General features: G+C 45.1%; 13 protein-coding genes. 7 read left to right on the top strand and 6 right to left on the bottom strand.

Annotated features, from left to right (window positions below):
- Positions 1-88: 88 nt before the first annotated feature.
- Positions 89-1,063 carry a LacI family DNA-binding transcriptional regulator gene (locus tag N6H06_RS11050; RefSeq protein ID WP_062748887.1) on the bottom strand — a complete coding sequence of 325 codons (975 nt, stop codon included), beginning with the start codon at positions 1,061-1,063 and terminating at the stop codon, positions 89-91.
- A gap of 160 nt (positions 1,064-1,223) precedes the next feature.
- Between N6H06_RS11050 and N6H06_RS11045 the strand changes: the two genes are divergently transcribed.
- From N6H06_RS11045 to N6H06_RS11030, 4 genes are read left to right on the top strand one after another with little or no spacing between them, the layout of a single operon-like run.
- Complete coding sequence (locus tag N6H06_RS11045) at positions 1,224-2,237, top strand: TRAP transporter substrate-binding protein (RefSeq protein ID WP_062748888.1); 1,014 nt, start codon at positions 1,224-1,226, stop codon at positions 2,235-2,237.
- A complete protein-coding gene (locus tag N6H06_RS11040; RefSeq protein ID WP_062748890.1) occupies positions 2,230-2,730 on the top strand; it encodes a TRAP transporter small permease in 501 nt (166 codons plus the stop codon). Before N6H06_RS11045 ends, N6H06_RS11040 begins: the two co-directional genes overlap by 8 nt.
- Positions 2,731-2,758: 28 nt before the next feature.
- Positions 2,759-4,060: a TRAP transporter large permease gene (locus N6H06_RS11035; protein WP_062748891.1), complete on the top strand. Its 1,302-nt coding sequence runs from the start codon at positions 2,759-2,761 to the stop codon at positions 4,058-4,060.
- A gap of 34 nt (positions 4,061-4,094) precedes the next feature.
- The gene (locus N6H06_RS11030; RefSeq protein WP_263706541.1) at positions 4,095-6,491 is read left to right on the top strand and encodes a glycoside hydrolase family 31 protein; all 2,397 of its coding nucleotides are present in this window, start codon (positions 4,095-4,097) and stop codon (positions 6,489-6,491) included.
- Positions 6,492-6,692: 201 nt separating this feature from the next.
- Here the strand turns inward: N6H06_RS11030 and N6H06_RS11025 are convergent, their stop codons facing one another.
- The gene (locus tag N6H06_RS11025; protein ID WP_062748895.1) at positions 6,693-7,301 is read right to left on the bottom strand and encodes a PepSY domain-containing protein; all 609 of its coding nucleotides are present in this window, start codon (positions 7,299-7,301) and stop codon (positions 6,693-6,695) included.
- Positions 7,302-7,797: 496 nt separating this feature from the next.
- On the bottom strand, positions 7,798-9,333 hold the full coding sequence (locus N6H06_RS11020) for an NAD(P)H-hydrate dehydratase (protein ID WP_263706539.1): 1,536 nt from the start codon (positions 9,331-9,333) through the stop codon (positions 7,798-7,800).
- Between the two features lie 185 nt (positions 9,334-9,518).
- On the opposite strand from N6H06_RS11020, the gene N6H06_RS11015 reads away from it, so the two are divergent.
- The 3 genes from N6H06_RS11015 (at position 9,519) to N6H06_RS11005 (ending at position 11,647) form a co-directional block, all read left to right on the top strand.
- Positions 9,519-10,613: an AI-2E family transporter gene (locus N6H06_RS11015; RefSeq protein ID WP_062748899.1), complete on the top strand. Its 1,095-nt coding sequence runs from the start codon at positions 9,519-9,521 to the stop codon at positions 10,611-10,613.
- 156 nt (positions 10,614-10,769) lie between these two features.
- The gene (locus tag N6H06_RS11010) at positions 10,770-11,264 is read left to right on the top strand and encodes a ferritin (protein ID WP_062748901.1); all 495 of its coding nucleotides are present in this window, start codon (positions 10,770-10,772) and stop codon (positions 11,262-11,264) included.
- A gap of 137 nt (positions 11,265-11,401) precedes the next feature.
- Complete coding sequence (locus N6H06_RS11005) at positions 11,402-11,647, top strand: CotD family spore coat protein (RefSeq protein ID WP_062748903.1); 246 nt, start codon at positions 11,402-11,404, stop codon at positions 11,645-11,647.
- Positions 11,648-11,838: 191 nt separating this feature from the next.
- Here the strand turns inward: N6H06_RS11005 and N6H06_RS11000 are convergent, their stop codons facing one another.
- From N6H06_RS11000 to N6H06_RS10990, 3 genes are all read right to left on the bottom strand, one after another.
- Positions 11,839-12,360: a DNA topology modulation protein gene (locus N6H06_RS11000; RefSeq protein WP_213029057.1), complete on the bottom strand. Its 522-nt coding sequence runs from the start codon at positions 12,358-12,360 to the stop codon at positions 11,839-11,841.
- A gap of 216 nt (positions 12,361-12,576) precedes the next feature.
- Complete coding sequence (locus N6H06_RS10995) at positions 12,577-13,794, bottom strand: NupC/NupG family nucleoside CNT transporter (protein WP_062748907.1); 1,218 nt, start codon at positions 13,792-13,794, stop codon at positions 12,577-12,579.
- Between the two features lie 317 nt (positions 13,795-14,111).
- Positions 14,112-14,978, bottom strand: coding sequence for an alpha/beta fold hydrolase (locus N6H06_RS10990; RefSeq protein WP_062748908.1), 867 nt, complete (start codon positions 14,976-14,978; stop codon positions 14,112-14,114).
- Between the last annotated feature and the right edge of the window lie 18 nt (positions 14,979-14,996).

The raw sequence follows: 14,996 nt of genomic DNA, 5'->3' as shown, positions 1-14,996 counted from the left end.
ACTTCATATAAGACAACATCGATGTTATCCGACAACGAAAAAAGAACCATCATGCTGCGCTTCATGATGATTCTTCGTCCAAACAACGTTATGACCTTTGTTTCGTTGACTTTCTCCGCACCAATTCAGGGGTTAGTTCCCGACCAGTGGCTGCTTGCTCGCCTTCTATTAAGGCCAACAACGTTTCGACCAACTCTTGTGCGAGCTTGTCAATCGGAACGCCTACTGCTGTCAATGGCACATCAGCTTCAGCTAGCTGCGGAATATTGTCATAGGAGATGAGCGACAAATCATTTGGAACTTGAATGCCGTTCCGCCTTAACGCGCGTAACGTGCCGATCGAAATGTCGTAGCTGGAACAAATCATCGCTGTGGGGAGTGTTGATTCTGTCAACAACCGTTCAATCGCGCCATCAGCGTCACAAGCGTCAAGCCCGCCAGTATCAATAAGCTGCGACTTAAGCCCCCACTTTTTCATGGCAGCTTCATATCCCGTCTGTTTCGCTTGCTGGCGCCTTCCCGTCCCATTTATAACACCAGCATAAGCAATCGATTGGTGACCGATTTCTACAAACTCTTTTACAGCCAACTCCATTGCCAACTCATGCTGAACGCCCACTGTCGGAAACTGTTCAATATCCGGCACCCCGTAAGAGAGCAAGGGGATCCCTATGTTATTTGGGAGTTTGTCCTGTGGAATTTCTTCTTCAAATAACAAGATGCCATCGATTCGCATTCTTGAAAATAGCTCCACTGCCTCAAGGGCATGATTAATGGATAAAATCATTGTCCGCCCGCTGTTTGTTATATGTTGATTTACTTGCGTAACCAATGCCGACAGAGCAACACGCTCAATTGTCGGCCACACCAAACCAATCGTATTCGTACGCCTCGTCACTAAATGCTTGGCCGAAAAATTGGGCGTGTAGCCTAGTTGATTTGCCTTTTCCACGATCATGCGCTTCGTTTCCGGCTTAACAAGGGGGCTGTCATTTAATGCTTTAGAAACCGTCGAATAACTAACATTAGCTGCTTTCGCAATATCCTTAATCGTAACCGTCATACTTTCTCTCCTTTAGGCAGCGATTCGATCTAAAAAGTACTTGCTAAAACTAGTCTAATCGATATATGATGAAATAACAACGTTGTTATTGACATGAATGACAGCGGTTTCTTTTTATTTGAGAATAACAACGTTGTTATAAACTCAAGGAGGATATTCCATGCGTCGCACAGCTCTATTTTTTGGAAGCGTTTTTATTGGTCTTACTGTTGCGTGCGCTACACCAGCTAGCTTGTCAACAGAGACAACGACATTGCGCCTTGCACACAATATGAACGAAAACCATCCAATTCATCAGTCTTTGCTCCATTTTGCCGAATTGGCTGAAGAAAAAAGCGAGGGCGCTCTTACATTTGAAATTTTTCCAAACGGCCAACTTGGTTCTGAGCGGGAAGCGATTGAATTAACGCAAACAGGTGCAGTAGATGCGACAAAGGTAAGCGCTACCGCATTAGAAAGTTTCTCTCCTGTTTACGCCTTATTTAGCATCCCTTATTTATTTGATGGGGCCGAACATTATTACACTGTCATGGAAAGCGATATCGCAACGGATATCTATGATTCGACTGCTGACAATGGCTTTTTCGGTTTAACCTACTACGATTCAGGTATTCGTAATATGTATACGATCGGCACACCTGTGTTAGCGCCTGAGGACCTAAGAGGTTTAAAAATTCGCGTACAGCCGAGCGAAACGGCGATTGAAATGACGCGCTTGATGGGCGGCGCCCCTACCCCAATGGCATTTGGCGAAGTATATACTGCCCTTCAGCAAGGAGTCATAGACGGTACTGAAAATAATGAAACCGCTTTAACTTCGAACAACCACGGTGAAGTAGCAAAAGAGTATTCTTACACAGAGCACGCGATTGTGCCCGATTTGCTTATCTTTAACCAAAGCCGCTGGGAAAGTTTTAGCGCAGAAGAACAAAGGATCTTAAAAGAAGCTGCACTTGAGTCAAGTGCGTTTCACAAGGAGTTATGGGCCGCCGAAACTGCAGAAGCGATTGCCCACGCAGAAGAGATGGGCGTCACATTCCATAAAGATGTCGATAAAGCGGCATTCCGTGAAAGTGTGGAACCTATGCATCAACAAGTAAAACAAGACCCAGATTTAGCACCATTTTATGAGCGTATTCAAGAAACGCGTAAGGAGGGGCACACAAATGATTGAGAAAATCAATGATGGATTAGGAAAAATCATCATGTTTCTGTCGTCTGCCATGTTTGGGCTCATGGTGCTCGTTGCGATTTGGCAAGTCTTTAGCCGCTATGTCCTCAATGCCCCTAGCACCTTTTCAGAAGAATTTCTACGCTACTCGCTTATTTGGGTCACGATGGTTGGCGGTGCCTATGCCTTCCATCTTAAAAAACATATAGCGATTGAGATGGTCGTAAACCGCTTTTCGGATTCGACTCAAAAACGAGCGCGCCAGCTCGTCCAGCTTTTTCTAATTGCGTTTGCCTTACTTGTCATGGTATATGGCGGGATCCAGCTTGTATCATTAACAATGTCTCAACAAACAGTTTCACTTGGCATACCAATGGGCTTTGTCTACTTATCATTGCCAATCTCTGGCCTGCTGATCACTTGGTTCTGCCTGACAGAACTACTAACAGGCAAAAACGGGGCAAACCACGGCTCCGATGAACCGATTGACCTATAAGATTATTTCATAGAGAAGGATTGATAAAATGGCTCTCCTTGCAGGAATTAGTTTAATTGTCGTGTTTTTAGGATTGCTTTTATTAGGCGTGCCAATCGCCATCAGTGTCGCAGGAGCATCGATTGTTACGATGTTTCTGATCGCCCCGTTTGATGTCGCGATCTTTACATCTGCGCAAAAGATGGTGACAGGCATTGACAGCTTTACGCTGTTAGCGGTCCCATTCTTTTTGTTGACAGGCATTATTATGAACCAAGGAGGCATCGCTCTTCGGCTTGTCAATTTAGCTAAACTATTTACGGGCAAATTGCCAGGTTCCCTCGCCCATACAAACATTGTCGGGAACATGCTTTTTGGATCGATTGCTGGCTCCTCCGTTGCTTCAGCTGCTGCAATCGGCAAAGTCATGAACCCATTGCAAGAAAAAGAAGGATATGACCGAACGTTTTCAGCCGCAGTCAACATTGCCTCCGCCCCAACTGGATTGATTATTCCTCCAACAGGATTGTTTATTATCTATTCCTTAGTTAGCGGTGGAACGTCGGTGGCTGCCCTTTTCCTTGCTGGTTATTTGCCAGGCTTCCTTTGGGGTCTTGCCACAATAGTTGTCGCTTTTTTTATTGCCAAAAAGAAAGGTTACACGACATCATCAGCAACAAAGGTCGAATCTCCCTTAAAAGTCATCTGGGAAGCCATCCCTAGCCTGTTTTTAGTCATTATCATTATTGGTGGCATTATCGGCGGTCTGTTTACAGCTACCGAAGCGTCTGCAGTCGCGATTGTATACGCGTTGCTCCTGTCTTTTGCGTACAAGAGTCTGACGCTGCGCCAGTTGCCGGGCATTTTTAAAGAAGCCGTTGAACTGACCGTAGTCATCATGTTCTTGATTGGGACATCGGCGATGCTTTCCCTTGTCATGTCTTTTACCGGCATCCCAGCCGCCATTAGCTCTGCGATTTTAGCTTTGACTGATAACCCTATTCTTATTTTGCTGTTGATCAATGTGATTTTGCTAATAATCGGCATTGTCATGGACGTCACACCTGCGATCCTTATCTTTACGCCAATCTTTTTGCCAGTGGTAATGGAGTTTGGCATGGACCCTGTCCACTTTGGTGTCATTTTAATTGTTAACCTATGCATTGGCAACATTACGCCTCCAGGAGGAAGCGCTTTATTTGTTGGCAGCACCATCGGCAAAGTCAAAATTGAAGAAGTTATTCGCCCCTTGCTTCCATTTTACGCCGCGGTCATCGTTGTTTTACTCCTCGTAACGATGTTTCCTTTTTTAAGTACGTGGCTGCCGACTCTAGCTGGATTAATGGAATAAAAAAATAGATAGATAAGCAGAAGGAGAGAAACCTATGAATATTCAACAGCGTTATTCATTTACTGTTGCAACGAAACGCGGTGCTCATGTCGAATTTTCTGCTCCACCTACAGAAATAAAAGCACATGTTTTTGTGCTTGAACCTAAAATCATCCGCGTCTTATTTGAAAAAGAAGGTGGGCTTGAACTTGAGCGCACGTGGAGCATTGCCCCTGGCCTAGACGATCTCGCTTATACAGGACGGGAGCGCAAGAGTACGGAACATTTTAGCTGTCCACCATATGATTTTCGTGAAACGGAAGACGCCTATGTGGTCGAAACAGAGATGTTAAAAGCGACCATTAAAAAAGAAGGATTTCGCATCACCTGGCACCGTCGTGACAAAGACAAGTGGACTTGGTTTGCCCAAGACCGAGACACACAAGCATACAATTTCAAAGGCGAGCTCGGGACAGGGGTCAAGCATTATTTAAAACGAGACATTCGTGAACGCTATTATGGATTAGGCGAACGGACAGGGACCCTGGACCGCCACCACGGCCGTTACCGCAGTGTAACGATTGACGCTATGGGCTATGACGCCGAGCACTCGGATCCACTGTACAAACATATCCCTTTTTATATCACACACCAACCTGAAACAGCCTTTTCTTACGGCTTGTTTTATGACAATTTGGCTCCTGGCTATTTTGACCTGGGCAAGGAACTGGACAACTACCATGGGCTATACCGCTATTTTGAGGCTGAAGCAGGTGACCTAGATTATTACATGATTGCTGGGCCAACGCTGAAGGAGGTCGTACAAACATACACGTGGATGACAGGGAATACGGCGCTACCGCCTAAATGGAGCATCGGCTACTCTGGTTCAACCATGACTTACACAGACGCTGAAAATGCCCAAGAACGGCTATACGAGTTTATCGAGAAATGCGAGGAAAACGATATTTTATGCGATTCATTTCAACTGTCGTCTGGCTACACATCCATTGGCGATAAACGGTACGTCTTCCACTGGAACAAAGACAAATTCCCTGATGTTCAAAAGCTTGCCCGTGACTTTAACGACAAGGGGCTACGACTTGCAGCCAATATTAAGCCTGCTTTGCTTAAGGACCATCCACAATATAGCGGCTTGGAACAACAATCGTTTTTTATTAAAAACGGTAACGGCGAAACAGAAACAGCCCAATTTTGGGATGGGGGCGGGGCTTATATCGACTTTACAAATGAAGCAGCTTATCGTTGGTGGATAGACCAAGTACAACAGCAATTGCTTGCATACGGGATAACGTCCACTTGGAATGATAACAATGAATATGAAATTTGGAGTCAGGACGCCCGTGTCAATGGATTCGGAAACGAGCTCCCATTCCAAACGATCCGCGCTCTCCAGCCGCTTTTAATGATGAAAGCCTCATTTGAAGCGCAAGCTGAGCATACGCCAAAAGAACGGCCTTTCTTAATTTCGCGTTCTGGCGCTCCTGGCATGCATCGTTATGTGCAAACGTGGACAGGCGATAACCGTACCGAGTGGAAAACGATTCGCTATAATATCAAAACTGGCATAAGTCTAAGCCTATCTGGAATTTACAACTTTGGGCACGATGTCGGTGGATTTGCTGGCCCAAAGCCAGATGAAGAGCTATTCATCCGTTGGGTGCAAAATGGGATATTCCACCCGCGTTTTACGATCCATTCATGGAATGAAGATCAGACCGTCAACGAACCTTGGATGTACGAAAATGCCATCCCTGCCATTCGGGAATTGATCCAACTTCGGTCGATGTTAACGCCTTATTGGTACACAGCTTTCTATCATGCCAGCGTCAACCATGAGCCGATTGTAAAGCCAACGTTTTTTGATTTTGAAGAAGACCCACGCACTTGGGAAGACAACGATGATTTTCTCGTCGGCCCATATATGCTTGTCGCTTCCGTTGTCGAACCAGGCGTTTCAGAACGGACTGTTTACGCTCCTGCTCACAAAGGCGGATGGTATGATTTTTATACAGGCAACCATGTCGAAGGCGGCACAACTACTACTTTGCCAGCCCCATCACACCGAACACCGCTGCTTGTCAAGGCAGGAGCGATTATACCTACAAATGAAGCAAAGCGAACATTTGCCAAAAAAGACGAGGACACACGCGGCTTTTTGCTGTTTCCTAGCCGCGGCGCCGGGCACACATCAAACTACACGTTATACGAAGACGACGGCATTACGAAAAATTGGCAGTCCGCACACGCGCTTGTATCCATCGACATGACCACAACAGCTGATGCCATTTATGTGACAACAAACGTTGTTTCAAAAGGCTATTCCCTGCCTTATGAAGAAGCACGTTTCACTATTATGACTGACGATAGCCGGCCTTTATTTGTAAACGGGAAAGAAGTCGTGGAGAAGGGGAAGGGGACAATTGTCTAGCCATACCCTGTTTTGAAATTCAGCGACATCATTCATATTGTCCACGTCAGACATTGGGATCATCATAAATAGAGAACATGCTAAGAAGCCCCTTCGAACGACCGGATGTGTTCTAAGGGGCTGTTTTTGCAACGATAAGCCTAAATGATTTTCTTATAAGATAGTGACAGGACTGTTTTGAGACTCTCAGCTTGTATAGCTTCAATCATCTCGGTCCGTTCCAAGCACATCTCCATTTGTGGCGTCGAGTTTAATGTCATAAGCGTTGCCTGCATTGGTGACCGTTACTTCATAGTAGGTCACTTGGTCGTCCTTCTCTAACTTCCAGCTGCTTATCGCACCTTCTGCTTCCGATAGAGCGATATCAACTGCTTCCTGAGGATCAATGATGTTGTCCATGTTCAATGCATCCTCTTGACGCTCCACCCCTCCAGCATCATTTGCATCAAGTGCTTCTTCCCGTTCATTTGTTACTTCTTGTGTATTTGCGTCTACGATGATCTCATATTCCTTTTCATCATCAAGTCCTTGAATCTCATATTGCCACGTACCGCGCTCCGCCTCTAACTCGATGCTTGAAATAGAGGCGTCAGGATAGGCGTTCTCAAATTCAGAAACTGCCGTTTCCATGTCCACTTGAATGTTTGCATTATTCAAGTCTTCTGTGTTATCTGCCCCTTGGCCTTGCTCTGTGCCAAGATCGGCCTCTTGCTCTGGTGGATTGTCGTTGTTATCGTTATTGTCTTGGTTGCATGCCATCAAGGCCATGACCATAAACGTCGAAGCTAATGTAACCTGTAATTTTTTCATAGCAATCTCCTTTGTGCATCTGAAAATCTTCCTACTTTTATATTCTCATCATTGCACAATTTAAAACCCGCTATACACTAAAAAGTGAGTGTAAATCCGTGGAGAAACGTGAAAAAACATATTAGCGGCGATAAAATCGTGCGTTGTGCTGGTTAAAACAGCAGCCATCGCACAGCCGGCTAGTTGGAAGAAGCACATAAATGTAAATAATGACAGGCAAAAGTTATCCTATTATAGTTATACGGTCATTATGTTTGTCACAATTTCCCTGTTCTACTTAACACACTGTTTACAAGAAAAATCGGTAGAATTTATTTTTATGTAGAGATTCAATCGTCTCCATTTCATTTATCTGTGTAGACTTGCTCCCTATCTTTATAACCCTAATTGACAGACAACGTTTCTCATTACAATTAGGCTCGATTCTGCTCGCTATCGCTTTATCTCATTACGAAGCTCCTTCCAACGTACCATCTGGAACTGGCAAACGTTCAACCTAATCATCATCAACAATGGAGAACGCCTCTGGCAAATGCTCAATAATATCGCTTGGGGTAATAGTGGCAAGGACGTGTCGTTGTTTAGCCAGCAAGTCCGCTGCATAGCCATGAAAAAAAACGGCTGATGACAGAGCAGGTTGAATTCGTTGCCGGGCAACCAGTGCAGCGACCATCCCTGTAAGCACGTCGCCTGAACCGCCTTTGGCAAGCCCGGCATTGCCTGTTACATTGACAGAAATACAACCGCCTGGTTCAGCAACAATTGTATTTGGCCCTTTCAAAACTACATACACGCCATATAGCTCGGCATAACTCTCTGCTACTTCAAAGCGATTTTTATTGACATATGAAGCTGATTGGTCAATTAACATCGCCATTTCGCCAGGATGAGGCGTAATCACCGTCGGAGCCGTTCGTTCCTGGACAATAGCCGCACACTCTTTCAAACTATGCAAAGCGTCAGCATCAAGAATAAGCACACCTTTGAAATGATGAAGCAAGTACGCAACCATCTTTGTCAGTTCGGGCGTACGTCCAAGCCCAGGTCCGACCGCGATTGATTGCTTATTGTCCATACAAGCGGCCAATTCTGCTTCTGTAGGGGCAAGATAGCCGTGTTCTTCGCTAAAAATGGTGTACATCGCTTCTTTTACGTGGCTGGCAATCACCGGCACATTTTGCGCTACTGTCGCTATGGTCGTAAACCCCGCTCCGCTGCGAACAGCTGCCGATCCGGCCAATGCTGCTGCACCTGGCATCGCTTCACTGCCGGCAATAATGCCGACCCGTCCGTTATCGCCTTTGTGGGCATTCGGTTTGCTCATCACCCAGCTATTAACTACTTCATTTTTGCCCCAAACATAGCGTTGCGACGCGAGATGGCGCAACGTGTTAGGCGGAATGCCGATGGGAACTACGTTCACTTCTCCGAAATATGGTTTGGTTTCCTCTAAATAATAGCTTACCTTTGTCCATTGTAAAGTAAGGGTACGGTCTGCTTTTATTGCTTCATGGCTCAGCTCCGCGCTGCCAGCTGGAACGCCGCTTGGCAAATCAATTGATACGATTTCGTTTTTCAATTTGTTTAAGCTGCTGATCACAGAGGCATACGGTTCCTTAACTTGGCCGCTTACACCTGTGCCGAGGAGCGCATCAACAATAATATCGGTTTCGTAAAGCATAGCTGGCAATTGGTTTTCAATGTCTTTCCAATACTTCCAGCGGTAGCCACTTTGCTCGAATACACGTTTATGCAGTTTGGCATCACCTTTGTACCGACTTTCTTCCGGCACGATGAACACTTGTACTTCTGCGCCTTCATCTTTAAGCACCCTCGCAACAACAAACCCATCGCCGCCATTGTTTCCACTGCCAATGACAATAAAAAAGCGGTGCTTACGTCCATAGAGATCTAACAGCTTACGGGCAATTCCGCGTCCGGCATTTTCCATTAGGACAGCGCCAGGGAGACCCACTTTGTTCATCGTAATTGCATCAATGCTCGCCATTTCCTCGCCTGTAACAATCCGCATCGCTACCACCCTTTTTATAATATTCGTTCTGTTCCCGGTAAACTGTAGCACAAACCGGAGATTTTTGCATTTTAAGAGAACTGATTCATCTATTTCCTAAAGAATGTGGTATAGTACTGATACAGTTTCTTTTTTTACTATCAAAGGAAGCAAACGTATTGTGAAAAAGAAAGGTTGAGCGTGCAATGATGGAGAGCAAAGCATTTCGTTTTGCGTGTTGGATTATTGTCCTTTTGCTGATCGTTTACTTAGGTTCATTGGTTAACTTTATTTTTCGGCCGATTGCCGTGCTTTTTCAAACGTTGTTTACGCCAATCGTCATCTCCCTTGTCATCTACTATTTGCTAAGACCATTTGTTAACTTGCTAAACAAAAAACTTCACCGCGGTCTTTCGATTCTCATCGTCTTCCTTGCGTTGGCTGGCCTTGCCACAATGGCATTGCTTTACGTTGGGCCGCTTTTACAAGACCAATTCATGGCATTCATTGACAATTTGCCAGGATACGCCAATACCATTCACCACTTTTTGGTCGATTTGCAAAAGCAGCCTGCGCTGCAAAATTTCTTGGAAAGCGCTAATTTTTCATTGGATGAGCTCTCTAGGACGCTAACAGAAAACTTGCAAGGCTATTTACAATCGATCATTGACAGCATTGGCACATTCATTAGCGCAGCAGCGAATGTCGTCATTATTGCCATTATTATCCCTTTCGTGCTTTTTTATATGCTGAAGGAGGGCAAGAAGGCGCCTATGATGGTCATTAACCAGTTTCCAGCAAGAGAGCAAGAAGAAGGAAAGCGTGTGCTTGGCGATTTAGACAAAGCCTTAAGCTCGTACATACAAGGGCAAATTCTTGTCAGTGCTTGCGTCGGCATTCTCTGCCTCATTTGGTATTTAATCATCGACATGAAATACGCGTTGATTTTGGCGCTTGTCGCTCTGTTTACAAACGTTATTCCGTTTATCGGGCCTTGGATTGGCACTGCCCCTGCTGTTATCGTCGCATTATTCGATTCACCAGGAAAAGCGTTGCTCGTTATTGTCGGTGTCGTCATTATCCAGCAAATTGAAAGCAATGTCTTTTCACCGCAAATTATGGGGCGCCAGCTTTCCGTGCACCCGTTGACAATTATCTTTGTTCTCCTTGTCGCTAGCCAGCTTGCTGGTTTTGTCGGGATTCTCCTTGCCGTGCCTGCCTATGCAGTCAGCAAGGTCATTGTCCAGCACACGTACCGGCTTATACGTATCCACAGACGGTCCAAGAACATTAAAACCTAAACGGGCAAGTTAAAGAGGATTGGCAAAAACATGGGCAGGGAATATGCGCAAATAGCAGTTATGTCCACGTTGCTTTTTGCTTAGACTCTATCTGAAGCCGCCCAAGTAATCATGTCAGCAAATCACCTATTTCAGAATTGGAAAGGATGATCCATCATGCTCTCGGAAAAAATTGTCAAAGCGTTGAACCACCAGATGAATATGGAATTTCAAGCTGCCCATGATTATATGGCGATGGCTGCCTACTGCCACCATATTAGTTACAATGGATTCGCCGATTATTTCCTTAAGCAGGCAGAGGAAGAGCGGGAACACGGCATGAAAGTGTATGACTATTTAAATGATAAAGGCCAGAAAGCCATCTTTGAGGCGATCCAAGCGCCAAAAGCCGATTATGGTTCTCTGGTCGCTACATTTGAAGCAGCGCTGGCCCAAGAGCGGGAAGTGACGAAAAGCTATTATAAGGTGTACCAGATTGCCCAGGAAGAACAAGAATACCAAACACTTTCTTTCTTAAACTGGTTCCTCGACGAACAAGTAGAGGAAGAGGCCACATTTGAAACGCACATCGATTATTTAAATCGCATCAAAGATGATGCCAATGCTCTTTATATTTATGAGCAAGAGCTGCGCAAACAAAAAGAAGACTAAACAGCAAAAAGCCGCGCCTAAGCAAAGCGGCTTTTTGCTGTTTTTACTTCTCGATTCCCTATCTTTGATGCTCGCCCAATCGAATAGGTCCAGGGCGACATAGGCTAACGGTAAGAAGGGATAGGGGGGACTTAAATATGTTTCCGTTTCGACAGGGGGGAAAAGCATACATGCCTGCCACAAGGCCACTGCCTCCTGCACCAAGACCTGTTGTCCATGAATACATTGTTCAAGAAATACAGCCTGTCTTAACAACGTACGTCACAAACCGTGTCTACCGCCATGTGCACACTTTCCCGCACTCAGCATCAGTCGCCAATGTCGTCCAAAATCAGCAAGCTTTTCCTCCTACGCACTATGTTCCAGGCCGACCTCCTCGCTAAGCGAGGAGGCAAGACTGATAGAAAACGCTCGTATATTTCACCGTACGCCTCAACTGACAAGCGCTATCAGTCTGATTGAGGAGGTATTTATGTGCGGCTCGCATAGCAAACTCGCCAGAAGGCATTTGGTTTCGAATAGCCTGCAGCGTAGATGCGGTGTCAGATGAAATCATTGCCTACTTAATATCCTCTCAAAATCCTCTATTTTCCTTAGCCCGGTCCAAAAAACGTTGAACCTCTTTCCTTGTCTTTAATACGACAACTCGCTTTCGATCTTTTACTTGCTCAACCGCTTGAATAACCTTGGGTCTACTTCTCTTTCTATAATTCCAAACCCAAACAAAAAAAGCCCAATCCAGTTTTTCAGGGCAATCCTCGTTCAAATCGGGTCTTGTTTTTCCATGAAAGATCATTCTTCTTTTTATAATCCTATAGATGCATAAAAGCCTAGGCATATCTAAAAATATGACGGCGTCTCCTTCATGCAACCTCATTTCGAGCGTCCTTGAATAATTCCCATCAATAATCCATTTATTTTGGCTTACCGCATCTTTAAGAAACGCATCCCATTCGTCGTTTGGTGTTGGCGTCCAGTTAGGTTTCCAATAAAATCGGTCTAAATGAATAACCGGCAACGATAAACATTCACTGAGTTTTCGAGACAAGGTAGATTTACCAGAGCCAGCTGATCCGATTACAACGATTCGATTCATCCCTTTATCCTCCTTGCTCTTTTCAAAGGATACTCCTGATCCTATTCTAACATGGACACAGCCCAATATATTGTTTTGTTCTTGTGCCCATCAAGGCTCCATTCAAACTGTATTCAGATGCAATAAAGCAGGCTAGATGCTAGCCTGCTTTTAAAATATGATTTTGATCCAACAGAAAGACTCTATTTCTTATAGGAGAATCGAATGGACAATTACTCATCCAACAAGCATGCCTGCAATCGCAGCGTTCATTAAATTGACGAGCGTTGCCGCAATAAGTGCTTTCAACCCATATTTAGCGATTAAAGGCCGACGTTCTGGCACGAGGCCACCAAGACCGCCAAGCAAGATTGCGATGGAGCTAATATTCGCAAACCCACACAACGCAAAGCTCATAATGACATATGTTCGTTCTGACAACTCGCCCGCTGCAGACGCCAGCGCATCAAAACCAATAAACTCGTTGACAATCGTCTTTTGCCCGATAAACGAGCCCGCTTGCACTGCCTCTTCCCATGGAACGCCAATGATCCACGCAATCGGGGCAAACACGTAACCGAGGATTTGCTCTAGTGTAATGGAACCATAGCCAAACCATCCGCCAATCGTACCTAAAAACAAGTTGATCAGTGCAATTAAGGAAACAAAGGCGATCAACATCGCTCCAACATTTAGCGCTAATTTCAGTCCGTCCAACGCCCCGTTTGAAGCGGCATCGATCACATTTTTGGACTCGCGCTCGACTTGGAAATTAATTTTGTCCTTTGTTTCGCTTATCTCTGTTTCTGGGACAAGCATTTTAGCCATCAAAAGCCCGCCAGGCGCAGCCATAAACGTAGCAGCAATTAAATATTCTAGCGGAATGCCCATCTGCGATATCCCTGCCATAACGGAGCCCGCTACTGTCGCCATTCCCCCTGTCATCACCGCAAAAATCTCAGACGTTGTCATTCTGCCAATATAAGGCTTAATTAGCAAAGGAGCCTCCGTTTGCCCAACAAAAATGTTGCCTGTCGCCGAAATCGATTCTGCCCGGCTTGTCCCAAGCAACCTGGCAATCCCGCCTCCTAAGTATTTGACAACAAATTGCATGATGCCGAAATGATAAAGAATACTAATAATCGCTGAGAAAAAAATGATCACAGGCAGCACTTGGAAAGCGAAAACACTGCCGACTCCTTCTGCTTGTAGAACACCGCCAAAGAGCATATCAATACCGGCAGCGGAAGTGTCAATCGCTGCTTGTACAGCGCCTGTCACTTGCTTAAGTACATAACTCCCTGCATCTGTCCATAAGACAATCACCGCAAAAACGAATTGCAACGCCAGTGCCGTCAAAATGGTTCGCCAGTTAATCGCTTTCCTATTTGCAGAAAGCAAATAGGCAATCCCAAGCAAGATGGCCATACCCATTAAGCCCCATAAAAAATTCATCTTTACCTCCTGAATGGTCAATCGTGAATTCTTGTCCGACTTTGTTTACTATTCCCGTTGTGCACCAATTTTTGCACGTTTCCCTTGAGAATCAGACACAATATGGCTAAGCTTATGAAAAATGACTAGTACTGTCAACCACCATTCAAGTTAAAAAAATTATCAAAAAACCCCGGGCGTGGTGTGGAAACGCCAGAGTCGTTCCTACCCATTTCATCGTATATGATTTCGATAACTCTCTTCTGTTACAAAATGACTCCCTTAGGAAAACGATGTATTCAAAAAAATAGGCAAAAAAAGCCTCCTGACTAGTTTCGTCAAGAGGCTTTGTGCTGTTGTAGAAAATCAGCTAATTCCTGTGTATGCTGCTCCGATCCCTTGCCGAGGCAAACAAGATGGCCCCACGTATCTAAATAGACGAGCTTCGAGGAGCGAATCCGTTCATGGGCATAGCGGGCATGCTCCAACGGCACAATCGCGTCATTTTTGCTATGGATGATAAGCGTTGGTGCAATAATCGTCTCTAATTCTTCCTCAAGGGACTGGCGCATATGCTGCAAATCAATATAAAAACCGTGCCCTGAGCGCTGAAATTCAGTCATCCGGTCAAACAAATACCAGTCTTTGGCCAGCATCCTCCGCTTAATTTCTTCATATGAGAGCGTGCTGTAAGCAGGTGCAATTTTTTTAAATGCATAATCTGGAGAAAACCGAGCTAAAGAAGAGAGGCTCCGCCAAACAAACCGCTCAATGAAAGGGTGGAATAAGAAGCGGCTCAACAACGCATCTCGGACACTCGCTTCTTTCCAAGGTTTCGTGATTGCCCCTTGCAATGTAAAAGATTGGACCCTTTCGGGATAGTGACTCGCTAAATAAATACCAGATGGACCGCCAGTCGATGCCGCAATCAAATGTACTTTATCAATATTCAATTCATTTAATAGTTCAATATAAAAGCTACACGCCTTCTCGAGGGTCTGGCCAATTTTCTTGGACGTCTGCCCATATCCTGCCCGGGACGGCACAATCACGGAGTAGCCTTTTTGCGCAAGTTCCTCAATCCCCAGTTGCTCCAAACAGTTTGAATGGCCACCATGCAAAAATAGAACTGGCTCCCCTTCTCCGGTTATGGCGTATTCAAGCGTGCAATCTGAATACGTAAAAGAAGCGATGCCTCTTTCCATCGGTCTCTATCCCCTTTA

The organism is Shouchella tritolerans (genome assembly GCF_025770735.1).
GTDB lineage: Bacteria > Bacillota > Bacilli > Bacillales > Bacillaceae_D > Shouchella > Shouchella tritolerans.
This window is presented reverse-complemented; position numbering and strand designations above follow the sequence as displayed.

Excerpts from the sequence above, each read along its gene's own strand:
- N6H06_RS11010 (WP_062748901.1), top strand. The coding sequence starts at position 10,770 with ATGCTCTCGGAAAAAATTGTCAAAGCGTTGAACCACCAGATGAATATG.
- N6H06_RS11020 (WP_263706539.1), bottom strand. The coding sequence starts at position 9,333 with ATGCGGATTGTTACAGGCGAGGAAATGGCGAGCATTGATGCAATTACG.
- N6H06_RS11040 (WP_062748890.1), top strand. The coding sequence starts at position 2,230 with ATGATTGAGAAAATCAATGATGGATTAGGAAAAATCATCATGTTTCTG.
- N6H06_RS10995 (WP_062748907.1), bottom strand. The coding sequence starts at position 13,794 with ATGAATTTTTTATGGGGCTTAATGGGTATGGCCATCTTGCTTGGGATT.
- N6H06_RS11005 (WP_062748903.1), top strand. The coding sequence starts at position 11,402 with ATGTTTCCGTTTCGACAGGGGGGAAAAGCATACATGCCTGCCACAAGG.
- N6H06_RS10990 (WP_062748908.1), bottom strand. The coding sequence starts at position 14,978 with ATGGAAAGAGGCATCGCTTCTTTTACGTATTCAGATTGCACGCTTGAA.
- N6H06_RS11045 (WP_062748888.1), top strand. The coding sequence starts at position 1,224 with ATGCGTCGCACAGCTCTATTTTTTGGAAGCGTTTTTATTGGTCTTACT.
- N6H06_RS11015 (WP_062748899.1), top strand. The coding sequence starts at position 9,519 with ATGATGGAGAGCAAAGCATTTCGTTTTGCGTGTTGGATTATTGTCCTT.
- N6H06_RS11050 (WP_062748887.1), bottom strand. The coding sequence starts at position 1,063 with ATGACGGTTACGATTAAGGATATTGCGAAAGCAGCTAATGTTAGTTAT.
- N6H06_RS11035 (WP_062748891.1), top strand. The coding sequence starts at position 2,759 with ATGGCTCTCCTTGCAGGAATTAGTTTAATTGTCGTGTTTTTAGGATTG.
- N6H06_RS11025 (WP_062748895.1), bottom strand. The coding sequence starts at position 7,301 with ATGAAAAAATTACAGGTTACATTAGCTTCGACGTTTATGGTCATGGCC.
- N6H06_RS11000 (WP_213029057.1), bottom strand. The coding sequence starts at position 12,360 with ATGAATCGAATCGTTGTAATCGGATCAGCTGGCTCTGGTAAATCTACC.
- N6H06_RS11030 (WP_263706541.1), top strand. The coding sequence starts at position 4,095 with ATGAATATTCAACAGCGTTATTCATTTACTGTTGCAACGAAACGCGGT.